Source organism: Enterobacter cloacae complex sp. FDA-CDC-AR_0132, assembly GCF_003010695.1.
GTDB lineage: Bacteria > Pseudomonadota > Gammaproteobacteria > Enterobacterales > Enterobacteriaceae > Enterobacter > Enterobacter ludwigii.
On record NZ_CP027618.1, the window covers coordinates 2,161,331 to 2,174,563 of the forward strand.

10 protein-coding genes are annotated in these 13,233 nt (G+C 58.2%); 5 read left to right on the plus strand and 5 right to left on the minus strand.

Annotation, left to right across the window (positions count from 1 at the left end; genetic code table 11):
• Positions 1-74: 74 nt before the first annotated feature.
• The 4 genes from AM379_RS10470 to arcA all read right to left on the minus strand — a co-directional run bounded on the left by AM379_RS10470 (position 75) and on the right by arcA (position 4,762).
• Positions 75-1,478 carry a YfcC family protein gene (locus AM379_RS10470; protein ID WP_020885390.1) on the minus strand — a complete coding sequence of 468 codons (1,404 nt, stop codon included), beginning with the start codon at positions 1,476-1,478 and terminating at the stop codon, positions 75-77.
• Between the two features lie 46 nt (positions 1,479-1,524).
• Positions 1,525-2,529: an ornithine carbamoyltransferase gene (gene argF, locus AM379_RS10475; RefSeq protein WP_106503677.1), complete on the minus strand. Its 1,005-nt coding sequence runs from the start codon at positions 2,527-2,529 to the stop codon at positions 1,525-1,527.
• A gap of 90 nt (positions 2,530-2,619) precedes the next feature.
• Entirely contained in the window at positions 2,620-3,531 is a 912-nt protein-coding gene (gene arcC / locus AM379_RS10480; RefSeq protein ID WP_040018496.1) for a carbamate kinase, read from the minus strand.
• A gap of 10 nt (positions 3,532-3,541) precedes the next feature.
• Entirely contained in the window at positions 3,542-4,762 is a 1,221-nt protein-coding gene (arcA, locus tag AM379_RS10485) for an arginine deiminase (protein ID WP_020885388.1), read from the minus strand.
• Positions 4,763-5,437: 675 nt separating this feature from the next.
• On the opposite strand from arcA, the gene AM379_RS10490 reads away from it, so the two are divergent.
• From AM379_RS10490 to AM379_RS10510, 5 genes are all read left to right on the plus strand, one after another.
• Positions 5,438-5,890, plus strand: coding sequence for a YhcH/YjgK/YiaL family protein (locus tag AM379_RS10490; protein ID WP_014168409.1), 453 nt, complete (start codon positions 5,438-5,440; stop codon positions 5,888-5,890).
• 218 nt (positions 5,891-6,108) lie between these two features.
• Positions 6,109-7,017 carry a 2-keto-3-deoxygluconate aldolase gene (gene yagE / locus AM379_RS10495; RefSeq protein ID WP_063925714.1) on the plus strand — a complete coding sequence of 303 codons (909 nt, stop codon included), beginning with the start codon at positions 6,109-6,111 and terminating at the stop codon, positions 7,015-7,017.
• 14 nt (positions 7,018-7,031) lie between these two features.
• Positions 7,032-8,999 (plus strand): xylonate dehydratase YagF, encoded by a 1,968-nt coding sequence (gene yagF / locus AM379_RS10500; RefSeq protein WP_106503678.1) that lies wholly within the window; start codon positions 7,032-7,034, stop codon positions 8,997-8,999.
• 335 nt (positions 9,000-9,334) lie between these two features.
• On the plus strand, positions 9,335-10,717 hold the full coding sequence (locus AM379_RS10505; protein WP_072126504.1) for an MFS transporter: 1,383 nt from the start codon (positions 9,335-9,337) through the stop codon (positions 10,715-10,717).
• Between the two features lie 11 nt (positions 10,718-10,728).
• The gene (locus AM379_RS10510; RefSeq protein ID WP_106503679.1) at positions 10,729-12,348 is read left to right on the plus strand and encodes a glycoside hydrolase family 43 protein; all 1,620 of its coding nucleotides are present in this window, start codon (positions 10,729-10,731) and stop codon (positions 12,346-12,348) included.
• Positions 12,349-12,352: 4 nt separating this feature from the next.
• On the opposite strand, the gene xynR is transcribed toward AM379_RS10510, so the two are convergent.
• Complete coding sequence (gene xynR, locus AM379_RS10515) at positions 12,353-13,111, minus strand: DNA-binding transcriptional repressor XynR (RefSeq protein WP_025205733.1); 759 nt, start codon at positions 13,109-13,111, stop codon at positions 12,353-12,355.
• Positions 13,112-13,233: the final 122 nt, after the last annotated feature.

Consider the following 13,233-nt stretch of genomic DNA (forward strand, 5'->3'; position numbering starts at 1 on the left):
CATATCAGTTCCCGACATAACCGGTGGCACCGCACCGGTCCGTAGGCCGGACAGGCGCAGTGCCAGCCGGCAAATTACAACAAGGCACCCAGGCTTAACGCCACCATAATCACCACCGTCAGGATCGCCAGCAGCGGCGCAACCCATTTCAGGTAACGCACGTAAGGCACACGGGCAATCGCCAGACCGCCCATCACAACCGCTGAGGTCGGCGTGACCAGGTTAACGATGCCGGAGGCCGACTGGTAAGCCGTAACCACCAGGTCGCGGTTGACGTTAGCGAAATCAGCAAGGGGTGCCATGATCGGCATCGTCAGAACGGCCAGGCCGGACGAAGAAGGCACAAGAAACGACAGCACGACCTCAAGCCAGTACATCACGTTGATAAACGCCACCGTGGACAACCCGCTGACCAGCCCTTCCGCGCTGTGCAAAATGGTGTGGGTAATCATGCCCTTATCCATAATGACTACGATACCGCGCGCAATGCCGATAATCAGCGCGACGCCCAGCAAATCTCGCGCGCCGTTGATAAACGTCGAGGTCAGCTCCTCTTCGCTCATGCGGGCAATCAGCCCGACGATAATGGCGCTGGCCAAAAATACCGCCGAGATCTCCGCCATCCACCAGCCCAGCACCGCTACGCCGTAGATCATCACCGCGAAGGCGAGGGCGAAGATCAGCAGAATGATTTTGCGCACCGGGGTAAATTCCAGCGACTGCTCGCCTTTATTGCCGAGGAAGTGGGCGAGGTTCTCTTCCTGCTTGTCTGCGACGATGGAGCATGACGGATCCAGCCGCACTTTACGGGCATAGCGCATCACCCATGCCACGCAAATGATCCAGCCGATCACCAGCAGCGCCACGCGCAGGGCGATACCGTTGGTGAACGGGATCCCGGCGGCGTTAGCGGCGATCACCGTGGCAAACGGGTTGATGGTGGAGCCGAGCGTGCCGATCCCCGCCCCGAGCAGCACGGTGGATGCAGCGACAACCGGATCGAAACGGGCGGCCAGCATCACCGGGACCAGCAGGGTATAAAAGGGCAGGGACTCTTCGGCCATGCCGTAAATGGTGCCGCCAGCCGCGAACAGCGCCATCAGGATCGGGATCATCCACTCTTCACGTCCGCGAAGGCGGGTGGTTACGCGCTCGATCCCGGCGTCGATCGCCCCGGTTTTGGTGACGATCCCGAGAAATCCCCCGATGATCAGGATAAACAGCGCGACGTCGATCGCCCCGGCCTGGCCGGAAACGGGATCGTACAGCCCGGCAATGGGGGCCATCAGTACGGAAACCAGCCCCTGCGGATGCGCCGCCACGTGCGCGTACGTTCCGGCAATCGGCACTTCTTTACCGAGGGTTTCATTCATTGCCATCTGATACTGACCGGCAGGTACGACCCAGCTCAGTGCCGCCACAACGGCAATCAGAAAAAAGAGAATGGTGTAAGCGGAGGGAAACTTGAACTTGCCCATGATGTTCTCCTGTACCCGGCGCACCCCGTGGCGCGCCGGGCGGTGATTAGTCGCCGAGTGTCGCCACCATGACCGCTTTAATGGTGTGCATGCGGTTCTCTGCTTCGTCAAAGACGATTGAGTTCGGTGATTCGAAGACCTCTTCCGTCACCTCCAGCCCTTTCAGGCCGTAGGCCATCTCGATTTCACGGCCGACTTTGGTGTGTTCGTTGTGGAGCGCCGGCAGGCAGTGCATGAACTTGACGTTCGGGTTGCCGGTGGCTTTCATCACCTGGGCGTTAATCTGGTAAGGCTTCATCAGGCTGACGCGCTCGGCCCAGGCCTCTTTCGGCTCGCCCATCGAGACCCACACGTCGGTGTAGAGGAAATCGGCACCGTGTACGCCTTCCTCCACGTCGTCGGTGAGCGTGATCCGTGCGCCGGTCTCTTTGGCGATGGCGCGGCACTGCTCAACCAGCCCGGCTTCCGGCCAGAACGATTTCGGTGCGACGAGGCGGATATCCATCCCCATTTTGGCGGCACCGACCATCAGGGAGTTGCCCATGTTGTTCCGCGCGTCGCCAAGGTAGGCAAAGCTCAGGTCCGGCAGGGTTTTGCCCGGGGCATGCTCCAGCATAGTCATCAGGTCGGCGAGGATCTGCGTAGGGTGAAACTCGTCGGTCAGGCCGTTCCACACCGGCACGCCCGCGTACTGGCCCAGCTCTTCCACGATGGCCTGGCCGTAGCCGCGATACTCGATGCCGTCGTACATCCGCCCCAGCACGCGGGCGGTGTCTTTCATCGACTCCTTGTGGCCAATCTGCGAGCCGCTTGGGCCGAGGTAGGTCACCTGTGCGCCCTGGTCAAAAGCACCGACTTCAAAGGCACAGCGGGTGCGCGTGGACGTTTTTTCAAAAATCAGGGCGATGTTTTTCCCGACCAGGGTTTGTTTTTCACGTCCGGCTTTTTTGGCGGCTTTGAGTTCGATGGCCAGGTCGATCAGGTACTGGATTTCTGCCGGGGTGTAGTCCAGCAGTTTGAGGAAGTTACGGTTTTTCAGATTGATGGTCATTGGGTCGTCCCTTTTAAAATGGTGTTGTCTGGTGCCCTCACCCCGACCCTCGCCCACAGGGAGAGAGGGAAGGTGAGGGGAAAATACGGTTCAGTGGCGAATCAACGTGCCTTTCTCGCCCGCCAGAATGTCTGCCCCGTCGGCCAGCGCGCCGATCCCGGCGATACCGTTGCAGGCCTCGACAAACTCGCGGCAGGCGGCCACTTTTGGCCCCATCGAGCCGGCGTCAAACTGCATGCCCCTGAGCAGTTCCGGCGTGACCTGTGCCAGCGGACGCTGGGTTGGTTTGCCCCAGTCGAGGTACACCGCGTCGGCATCGGTCAGGATCAGCAGGGCATCGGCTTCAATCTGGCGCGCCAGCAGGGCGGCAGAGAGGTCTTTGTCGATCACTGCTTCAATGCCGTGATACCCATTGGCGTTTTCCACCACCGGCACGCCGCCGCCGCCGTTGCAGATCACCAGGTGATCGCGCTGTATCAGTGCCGTGATGGCGTCGCTCTCAACGATGCGTTTCGGCTGTGGAGAGGGAACCACCCGGCGGAAATAGCTGCCGTCGGCCTTGAATACCCAGCCTTTCTCCGCCTGCAGCGTGTTTGCCTGGGCTTCGCTGTAGACCGGGCCGATGTATTTGGTCGGGTTAGTAAATGCCGGATCGGCGGCGTCCACTTCCACCTGGGTGAGCAGGACGCTCACCTCACGCTGGGGCAGATTGTTTTTCAGCGCCTGCTGGAGCATGTAGCCGATCATTCCCTGACTTTCGGCGCCGAGGATGTCCAGCGGGTAGGGCGTGACTTTGTCGTACGCGCTGTTTTGCAGCGCCAGCAGCCCAACCTGCGGCCCGTTGCCGTGAACCAGTACCACGCGCCACTGTTCCGTCAGCCCGGCGATGGTGCGGGCCGCTAGCTCGATGTTCTGGCGCTGGATCTCCGCTTCCAGCGGCTCGCCGCGTTTCAGCAATGCGTTACCGCCAAGCGCCACAACCAGAGTGGGTTTTCGTTCCATGATGGCTCCTTTAAATTCCGTCGCGTTCCAGTGGGCAGCTCATGCAGCGCGCGCCGCCGCGGCCGCGTCCCAGTTCGTCACCCGGGATAGGCAGCACGGTGATACCCGCTTTGTCATATTTCTCGTTGGTCCAGACGTTACGCTCGTAGCCAATCACCACGCCCGGGCGGATGGTCAGCACGTTATTCGCGTCATTCCACTGTTCGCGTTCGGCTTCAAAGGCGTCGCCGCCGGTGGTGATCAGGCGTACCTGATTAATGCCGAGCGCTTTTTCAATGGCGTGCAGCAGATCCGTTTCCTGGGTGCGCAGCAGGCCACCGCGGCCGTCCGGAGTGAGCGTCCAGCACTGAGCGTCTTTGCGCACCACTTCCGGGTAGACGGAGAAGGTGTCCACGTCGATGTGGGTCATGACGGTATCGAGGTGCATGCAGGAGCGGTGTTTTGGCAGTTCCACAGCGATGACGCGCTCGGCCTGGCGGTGTTTGAACAGGCTATTGGCGAGGAACTCAACCCCCTGCGGCGTGGTGCGTTCAGACATGCCGATTAACACTGCGCCGCGGCCAATGACTAATACGTCGCCGCCCTCTAACGTGGCGTGGTCGTAATTAATGTTTTCATCGCCGAAATACTTAATAAAATCGCCATCGGCAAATGCAGGGTGCCAGCGATATATGGCCCGGAGATTATTGGTTTCACGCTGGCGGGCCGCTTTGGCCATCGGGTTAATTGACACGCCGTTATAAATCCAGCACGAGGTATCGCGGGTAAATAAATGGTTAGGCAGTGGCTTCATAATAAAATCATTTGCCGTGTGGGTATCCACCACCATATTTTTAAAGGCCGCCGGAATTTCACCGTAGGTTAATCCGCCGCTTAATCTGCGTGCCAGTTCGCGGTGCGGCATATCTGCCAGCCAGCCGCGCACGTCGCCGGCAAAGGTTGGCCCGAGGCGATAGTCAGAGATTTGCGTCTCCAGTAGCCAGGTTTTGGCCTCAGCAATATCAAGCGTTTGCGTGAGAAGGTCGGTCAACAGCAGGACTTCCACACCCTGTTCGCGCAGGGTGTTAGCGAAGATGTCATGCTCTTCACCCGCCCGCTCAACCGAGAGCACATCATCGAATAGCAGCTCCTGGCAGTTCGATGGCGTTAAACGTTTCAGACTTAAATTTGGGCGGTGCAGCATAACGCTACGCAATTGACCAATTTCAGAACCGACGTAATGCTTTTCCATAATTATTCCTTTAACTGTTTTTCAGAATAAAAAGGGCATGCGCCATGTGATGTCTTTATTTACATGGCGGCTAAGCTCAATTGATTTCGAGATTTATAGTAGGCGCTTAAATAATGAATATTGTGACGTCGCTCACGTGAAAATGGCTATTAAGGAGTTTGTTTTCATTTGCATGATTCGTATCAGATAATGATTAATTTGATTATATTTGCGGGTGAATAGCTAAGCAGGATCCGTTGGCATTATTTGGAGTTGTTATTATTTTGTAGAATTTAATGTTTTGACATATTTAGTTATGCTATTGATTTTGAAGATAATTAAATGGCGAGCAGAATGACTATGCACTATTATCCATTAACTATTTTTGGCTTAAGAATAATCAATAAATAATTATGGGATTTAATAGCAAATTACCAAATTGATAAAGTGTGAAGTCACAGAGAGTTTTGCTATGAAACGTATACGATCAGTAAGTTAGCATCACGGCCTGAAAGCGGAGGGCTGAGGTTATGCATAAAGACTGCATAAATGCCTGTGAGCGATTAACAGTGGAGTAACACATTTCCCGATAAACATGCGCTCGCGCAAAACTCATCGAAAAAGCGGTGGTAGGACAGTCTGAATTCTCGTATAAAAGATTAAAATGAAACGCTGTTTTATATTGAGGGTTTATTTATGATCGCTGGCAACATCCATCATCTGCAGTCCTGGCTACCTGAAGAACTGCGTCAGGCTATCGAGTACGTCAAAGCGCACGTTACCGATGCTACCCCCTGCGGCAAACACGACATCGACGGCAACAGCCTGTTTTATCTGGTGTCTGAAGATATGACCCAGCCGTTTGCCGAGCGCCGTGCTGAGTATCACGCACGCTATCTGGATATTCAGATAATCATGAAAGGCCAGGAGGGGATGACCTTCAGTACCCTGCCGCACGGTACGCCGGACACCGACTGGCTGGCGGATAAAGACATCGCGTTTTTGCCCGAGGGCGGGCAGGAGAAAACGGTGGTGTTAAGTGAAGGTGATTTTGTGGTGTTCTATCCGGGTGAAGTGCACAAGCCGCTGTGCGCGGTGGGCGCGCCTGCGAAGGTGCGTAAAGTGGTGGTGAAAATGCTGGTGGGGTAAGCCCTGTTAGCGTTAAAGAAGGGTAAAACGTTCCCTCTCCCGGTGGGAGAGGGTGAAAGCATCAGGCCGCAGCCCGTCATTATGTGATCCAGCTTATATTTTCCGCACTCCCTCATCGCCTCCCATTTACCTGCGCTTTTTCTGCGTCATAGTATGATCGTAAAATTAATGAACGCTGTTCTATAATGTAGAACAAAATAATTCAGCAAGGAGATCTCATGCCGCAGACCGCGTTGTTCACGGGAATCATTCCCCCTGTCTCCACCATCTTTACCGCCGATGGACAGCTTGATAAACACGGCACTGCCGCGTTGATCGACGACCTGATCGCCGCAGGCGTCGATGGCCTGTTCTTTTTGGGCAGCGGCGGCGAGTTCTCCCAGCTAAACGCCGAAGAGCGTAAAACCATTGCCCGGTTTGCTATCGATCATGTCGATCGCCGGGTGCCGGTGCTGATTGGCACCGGTGGCACCAATGCCCGGGAAACCCTTGAACTGAGCCAGCATGCGCAGCAGGCCGGCGCAGACGGGATCGTGGTGATCAACCCGTACTACTGGAAAGTGTCCGAAGCGAATCTGATCCGCTATTTCGAACAGGTGGCAGACAGCGTCACACTGCCGGTAATGCTGTATAACTTCCCGGCGCTGACCGGGCAGGATCTGACTCCGGCGCTGGTCAAAACCCTGGCCGACTCGCGGAGCAATATTGTCGGCATCAAAGACACGATCGATTCCGTCGCCCATCTGCGCAGCATGATCCACACCGTCAAATCTGCCCATCCGCACTTCACGGTGCTGTGCGGCTATGACGATCATCTGTTTAATACCCTGCTGCTGGGGGGCGATGGCGCGATCTCGGCCAGCGGTAACTTTGCTCCGCAGGTGTCGGTGAATCTGCTGAAGGCCTGGCGTGACCAGGAGGTGGCGAAGGCGGCCGAATACCACCAGATCCTGCTGCAAATACCGCAGATGTATCAGCTTGATACGCCGTTTGTGAACGTCATTAAAGAGGCGATTGTGCTGTGCGGCCGCCCGATCTCCACATACGTGCTGCCGCCCGCGTCGTCACTGGATGAGCCGCGTAAGGCGCAGCTGAAAACCCTGTTGCAACAGCTCAAGCTCTGCTGAGCCGGAAGACGACGATGACCATTGAGAAAATTTTCACCCCACAGGACGATGCGTTTTATGCCGTCATCACCCATGCGGCCGGGCCGCAGGGGGCGCTGCCGCTGACCCCGCAAATGCTGATGGAATCCCCCAGCGGTAATCTGTTTGGCATGACGCAAAACGCCGGTATGGGCTGGGACGCCAACAAGCTGACCGGCAAAGAGGTGCTGATTATCGGCACGCAGGGCGGCATTCGCGCCGGGGACGGACGACCTGTGGCGCTGGGCTACCACACCGGCCACTGGGAGATTGGCATGCAGATGCAGGCGGCGGCGAAGGAGATCACCCGTAATGGTGGGATCCCGTTTGCGGCCTTCGTCAGCGATCCGTGCGACGGACGCTCTCAGGGCACCCACGGCATGTTCGACTCCCTGCCGTACCGTAATGACGCGGCGATCGTGTTTCGTCGTCTGATCCGCTCCCTGCCGACGCGGCGCGCGGTGATCGGCGTGGCAACCTGCGATAAAGGGCTGCCCGCGACCATGATTGCGCTGGCCTCCATGCATGATCTGCCGACCATTCTGGTGCCGGGTGGGGCGACGCTGCCGCCGACCGTGGGGGAAGATGCCGGAAAAGTGCAGACCATTGGTGCGCGTTTCGCTAACCATGAGCTGTCGTTGCAGGAGGCTGCCGAGCTGGGGTGCCGCGCCTGTGCATCACCCGGCGGCGGCTGTCAGTTTCTCGGCACCGCGGGAACGTCACAGGTGGTGGCCGAAGCGCTGGGTCTGGCGCTGCCGCACTCCGCGCTCGCCCCGTCCGGGCAGGCCGTGTGGCTGGAGATTGCCCGTCAGTCTGCGCGGGCGGTGAGCGAGCTGGATAACCGTGGGATCACGACCCGCGATATCCTGACCGACAAAGCCATTGAAAACGCCATGGTGCTTCACGCGGCGTTTGGCGGCTCCACCAACCTGCTGCTGCACATCCCGGCGATTGCCCATGCGGCGGGCTGCACCATTCCGGATGTGGCGCACTGGACGCGCATCAACCGTAAGGTTCCGCGTCTGGTGAGCGTGCTGCCAAACGGCCCGGACTACCACCCGACGGTGCGTGCTTTCCTGGCGGGCGGCGTGCCGGAGGTGATGCTGCATCTGCGCAAGCTGGGGCTGCTGCATGAAGATGCCATGACCGTTACCGGCCAGACGGTCGGGGAGAACCTCGACTGGTGGGAAAACTCAGCGCGTCGGGCGCGTTTTCGTCAGTGCCTGCGCGAGCAGGACGGCGTCGACCCGGATGACGTGATCCTGCCGCCTGAACGCGCCCACGCGAAAGGCCTGACCTCGACGGTCTGCTTCCCGACCGGCAATATCGCGCCCGAAGGGTCGGTGATCAAAGCCACGGCCATCGACACGTCTGTTGTGGATGACGATGGCGTTTACCGCCATACCGGCCGGGTGCGGGTGTTTGTCTCTGAAGCGCAGGCCATCAAGGCCATTAAGCAGGAAGCGATCCAGCAGGGCGATATTATGGTGGTGATTGGCGGAGGCCCGTCCGGCACCGGCATGGAAGAGACCTACCAGCTGACCTCCGCGCTGAAACATATCTCGTGGGGCAAGACGGTATCGCTGATCACCGATGCACGCTTCTCAGGGGTATCAACCGGGGCGTGCTTCGGCCATGTGTCGCCGGAAGCGCTCGCAGGTGGCCCCATCGGCAAGCTGCGCGACAACGATATCATTGAGATCAGCGTCGACCGCCTGTCCTTAACGGGCAGCGTTAACTTTATCGGCACGGCGGAACAGCCGCTGACGCCGGAAGAGGGGGGGCGCGTGCTGGCGTCGCGTCCGGTGCATCCTGACCTGCACGCCCATGCATTTTTGCCGGACGATACCCGCCTGTGGGCGGCCTTGCAGTCGGTGAGCGGCGGCACCTGGAAAGGGTGTATTTATGACACCGATAAAATCATCGAGGTAATTAACGCCGGTAAAAAATCGCTCGGTCTTTAATTATATTTGTGGCTCTTGTCGTCTACGGAAAATATTCCGTGGACGGCTTTTGCATGTCTGTTTTTTATTATTGTGCAAATAATGTAATTGCATGAAAAGCAAAGTCTTTAAATGATATCAGGATATCGAGTGGCGTCACAAAAGCAAAATATCATAATTCAGAAATAAGATATGACCATTGTCGGTTAATTGAACACTTAATTACACTCTATTAACACGATGTTGTGAATTCAGCACACGAAATAAGGGTGTATTCCTGATGATGCACCGGGCATTTATTTGCCTGAATCAGGACCCTGGCGTTTGCACTGTTCCACGTACTGCCGTTGGGGGTAATGATGCAATTAACCATGAAAGATAAAATTGGCTACGGGCTGGGTGACACCGCCTGCGGCTTTGTCTGGCAGGCCACCATGTTCCTGCTGGCCTATTTCTATACCGACGTGTTTGGCCTGTCGGCGGGCATTATGGGGACGCTGTTTTTAGTTTCCCGCGTGCTGGATGCTGTCACCGATCCGCTGATGGGGCTGCTGGTTGACCGCACCCGCACGCGTCACGGCCAGTTCCGCCCGTTCCTGCTGTGGGGCGCGATCCCGTTTGGGATTGTCTGCGTGCTGACCTTCTACACGCCGGACTTCTCCGCGCAGGGTAAAATCATCTACGCCTGCATAACCTACATTCTGCTGACCCTGGTCTACACCTTCGTTAACGTCCCTTACTGCGCCATGCCGGGCGTCATCACCGCTGACCCGAAAGAGCGCCACGCGCTGCAGTCCTGGCGCTTTTTCCTCGCGGCGGCGGGATCGCTGGCCATCAGTGGCATTGCCTTGCCGCTGGTGAGCATCATTGGTAAAGGCGATGAGCAGGTCGGCTATTTCGGCGCCATGTGCGTGCTGGGGCTGAGCGGTGTGGTGCTGCTCTACGTCTGCTTCTTCACCACCAAAGAGCGCTACACCTTTGAGGTGCAGCCGGGATCGTCGGTGTCGAAAGACCTTAAGCTTCTGTTTGGCAATACCCAGTGGCGCATTATGTGTGCGTTCAAGATGATGGCGACCTGCTCCAACGTGGTCCGCGGCGGGGCGACGCTCTACTTCGTGAAATACGTCATGGATCACCCGGAGATGGCGACGCAGTTTCTGCTTTACGGCAGCCTCGCCACCATGTTTGGTTCGCTCTGCTCATCCCGCCTGCTGGGGCGCTTTGACCGGGTGACCGCCTTCAAGTGGATTATCGTGGCCTACTCCCTGATCAGCCTGCTGATTTTCTTCATCCCGGCCGAACATATCGCCCTGATTTTCGCCCTTAACATTCTGTTCCTGTTCGTCTTTAACACCACCACGCCTCTGCAGTGGCTGATGGCCTCTGACGTGGTGGATTACGAGGAGAGCCGCAGTGGACGCCGCCTCGACGGGCTGGTGTTCTCCACCTACCTGTTCAGCCTGAAGATCGGTCTGGCGATTGGCGGCGCGGTGGTGGGCTGGATCCTGGCGTATGTGAACTACTCCGCCAGCAGCAGCGTGCAGCCGGTCGAAGTGCTGACCACCATTAAAATTCTGTTCTGCGTGGTGCCGGTGGTGCTCTACGTGGGCATGTTCATCATGCTGTCGTTCTACAAACTCACCGACGCCCGCGTGGCGGCCATCAGCCAGCAGCTGATTAAGCACCGTGCAACGCAGGGTGACGCCGTGCCCGACGCTGCGACAGCCGCATCCCATTAACAGGAGGCAACATGACAACGATAACAAACCCGATCCTCACCGGCTTTAACCCGGACCCGTCCCTGTGCCGTCAGGGGGAGGATTACTACATCGCCACCTCGACGTTTGAATGGTTTCCGGGCGTGCGCATCTACCACTCCCGCGACATGAAGAACTGGTCGCTGGTCAGCACGCCGCTGGACAGGGTGTCGATGCTGGACATGAAGGGCAACCCGGACTCCGGCGGCATCTGGGCACCGTGCCTGAGCTACGCCGATGGCCAATTCTGGCTACTGTACACCGACGTGAAAATTGTCGATTCGCCGTGGAAAAATGGCCGTAACTTCCTCGTCACTGCGCCCTCCATCGAGGGGCCGTGGAGCGAACCGATCCCGATGGGCAACGGAGGGTTTGACCCGTCGCTGTTCCACGACGACGATGGCCGCAAATACTACCTCTACCGCCCGTGGGGGCCGCGCCATCACAGCAACCCGCATAACACTATCGTGATGCAGGAGTTTGACCCGCAGACCGGCACCCTTTCGCCCGAGCGCAAAACCCTGTTTACCGGCACGCCGCTCTGCTACACCGAAGGGGCGCACCTTTATCGTAAAGAGGGCTGGTACTACCTGATGGTCGCCGAAGGCGGTACCAGCTATGAACACGCGGTGGTGGTGCTGCGCTCAAAAACGCTCGACGGGCCGTACGAGTTGCATCCGGACGTGACGATGATGACCAGCTGGCATCTGCCGGAGAACCCGCTGCAGAAGAGCGGCCACGGCTCGCTGCTGCAGACCCACACCGGGGAGTGGTATATGGCCTACCTCACCAGCCGACCGCTGCGCCTGCCGGGTATACCGCTGCTGGCCTCGGGCGGGCGTGGCTACTGCCCGCTGGGACGCGAGACCGGCATTGCGCGCATCGAATGGCGCGACGGCTGGCCGTACGTTGAAGGCGGCAAACACGCGCAGCTGACCGTCCCCGGCCCGCAGATAGCGGAGCAGCCCGCCGCCTCCCGGGACCGCTGGCGGGAGGATTTCGACGGCAGCACGCTTGACCCGGAGCTGCAGACACTTCGCATTCCGTTCGACGACACCCTCGGCTCGCTGAGCGTGCGCCCGGGCTATTTGCGCCTTTACGGCAACGACTCGCTTAACTCGACCTTTACCCAGTCGACCGTGGCCCGCCGCTGGCAGCACTTCGCCTTCCGGGCAGAGACGCGCATGCAGTTCTTGCCGGTTCACTTCCAGCAGAGCGCCGGGCTGACCTGCTACTACAACAGTAAAAACTGGAGCTACTGCTTTGTGGACTACGAGGAGGGGCAGGGCAGAACGATCAAAGTGATCCAGCTTGACCACAACGTGCCGTCGTGGCCGCTGCATGAACAGCCGATCCCGGTACCGGACAGCGCAGAGAGCATCTGGTTACGGGTTGACGTCGACACCCTGGTTTACCGTTACAGCTACTCGTTTGACGGTGAGACGTGGCACACCGTGCCGGTGACGTATGAAGCGTGGAAACTGTCGGATGACTACATCGGCGGGCGCGGCTTCTTTACCGGCGCGTTTGTCGGCCTGCACTGCGAAGACATCAGCGGTGACGGCTGCCACGCTGACTTTGATTACTTCACCTACGAACCGGCCGCGAAATAGCGGCTCAGGCCGGGTAACCCAGCGCGCGTGAGAGCTGGAGCCCGGCCTGCTGAAGCTGCTCGCGGAAGCTGGCCAGTTCGGCGTCATCCACCCGCGACGTCAGCGTCGACAGACTCAGGGCGGCAATCACGCGGGATTCATGGTTCCACACCGGTACCGCCACGCAGCGCACGCCCTGCTCGTTCTCTTCGCGGTCGAAGGCGTAACCCTGCTCGCGGGTCTTGGCGAGGGCCTCCAGCAACGCGTCGCGGGAGGCAAGGGTGGAAGGGGTATAGGTGGTGTACTGATAGCCCTCAAGCAGGGCGTTCAGCTCGGCCTCGCCAAGCCAGGCAATCAACACCTTGCCGATGGCGGTGGCGTGAACCGGCAGCCGACGACCAATGCGTGAATAGGCGATAGCCGCCAGCTTGCCTTCAATCTTCTCGATATAAACGCCTTCACGGCCGTCCAGGATCCCCAGATGGGTGGTCTGCCCGGTACGCTGCGACAGCTCCGTCAGCCAGCCTTTCGCCTTTTGACGAATATCGATTGAGCCCACCACAAAATGACCGCGCTCAACCAGCTTCATGCCGAGGCGATATTTACCGTTTTCCGGGTTCTGATCGATATAGCCGTGAAGCTGCAGGGTTTTCAGCAGCGAGTGGAGGGTACTTTTGCTCAGCCCCATCAGTTTGCTGATGTCGGTGATCTTAAGCTCGGTGGCCTGCTCGTTAAACAGGTCGAGGATCTGCAACGCACGTTCAACAGACTGAATAATCGGCATAATGCTGGTATGTCCACGCAGGAATTAAGGCGAAAACGTACCTTTTTCAGGCGGAAAAATCAATGAAGTGGCGCCGGTTTACGCCCTCTCCCGGTGGAAGAGGGCCGGGGTGAGGGCACAAG

Coding starts and splice junctions, on each gene's coding strand:
- AM379_RS10470 (WP_020885390.1), bottom strand. CDS start 1,478: ATGGGCAAGTTCAAGTTTCCCTCCGCTTACACCATTCTCTTTTTTCTG.
- argF (WP_106503677.1), bottom strand. CDS start 2,529: ATGACCATCAATCTGAAAAACCGTAACTTCCTCAAACTGCTGGACTAC.
- arcC (WP_040018496.1), bottom strand. CDS start 3,531: ATGGAACGAAAACCCACTCTGGTTGTGGCGCTTGGCGGTAACGCATTG.
- arcA (WP_020885388.1), bottom strand. CDS start 4,762: ATGGAAAAGCATTACGTCGGTTCTGAAATTGGTCAATTGCGTAGCGTT.
- AM379_RS10490 (WP_014168409.1), top strand. CDS start 5,438: ATGATCGCTGGCAACATCCATCATCTGCAGTCCTGGCTACCTGAAGAA.
- yagE (WP_063925714.1), top strand. CDS start 6,109: ATGCCGCAGACCGCGTTGTTCACGGGAATCATTCCCCCTGTCTCCACC.
- yagF (WP_106503678.1), top strand. CDS start 7,032: ATGACCATTGAGAAAATTTTCACCCCACAGGACGATGCGTTTTATGCC.
- AM379_RS10505 (WP_072126504.1), top strand. CDS start 9,335: ATGATGCAATTAACCATGAAAGATAAAATTGGCTACGGGCTGGGTGAC.
- AM379_RS10510 (WP_106503679.1), top strand. CDS start 10,729: ATGACAACGATAACAAACCCGATCCTCACCGGCTTTAACCCGGACCCG.
- xynR (WP_025205733.1), bottom strand. CDS start 13,111: ATGCCGATTATTCAGTCTGTTGAACGTGCGTTGCAGATCCTCGACCTG.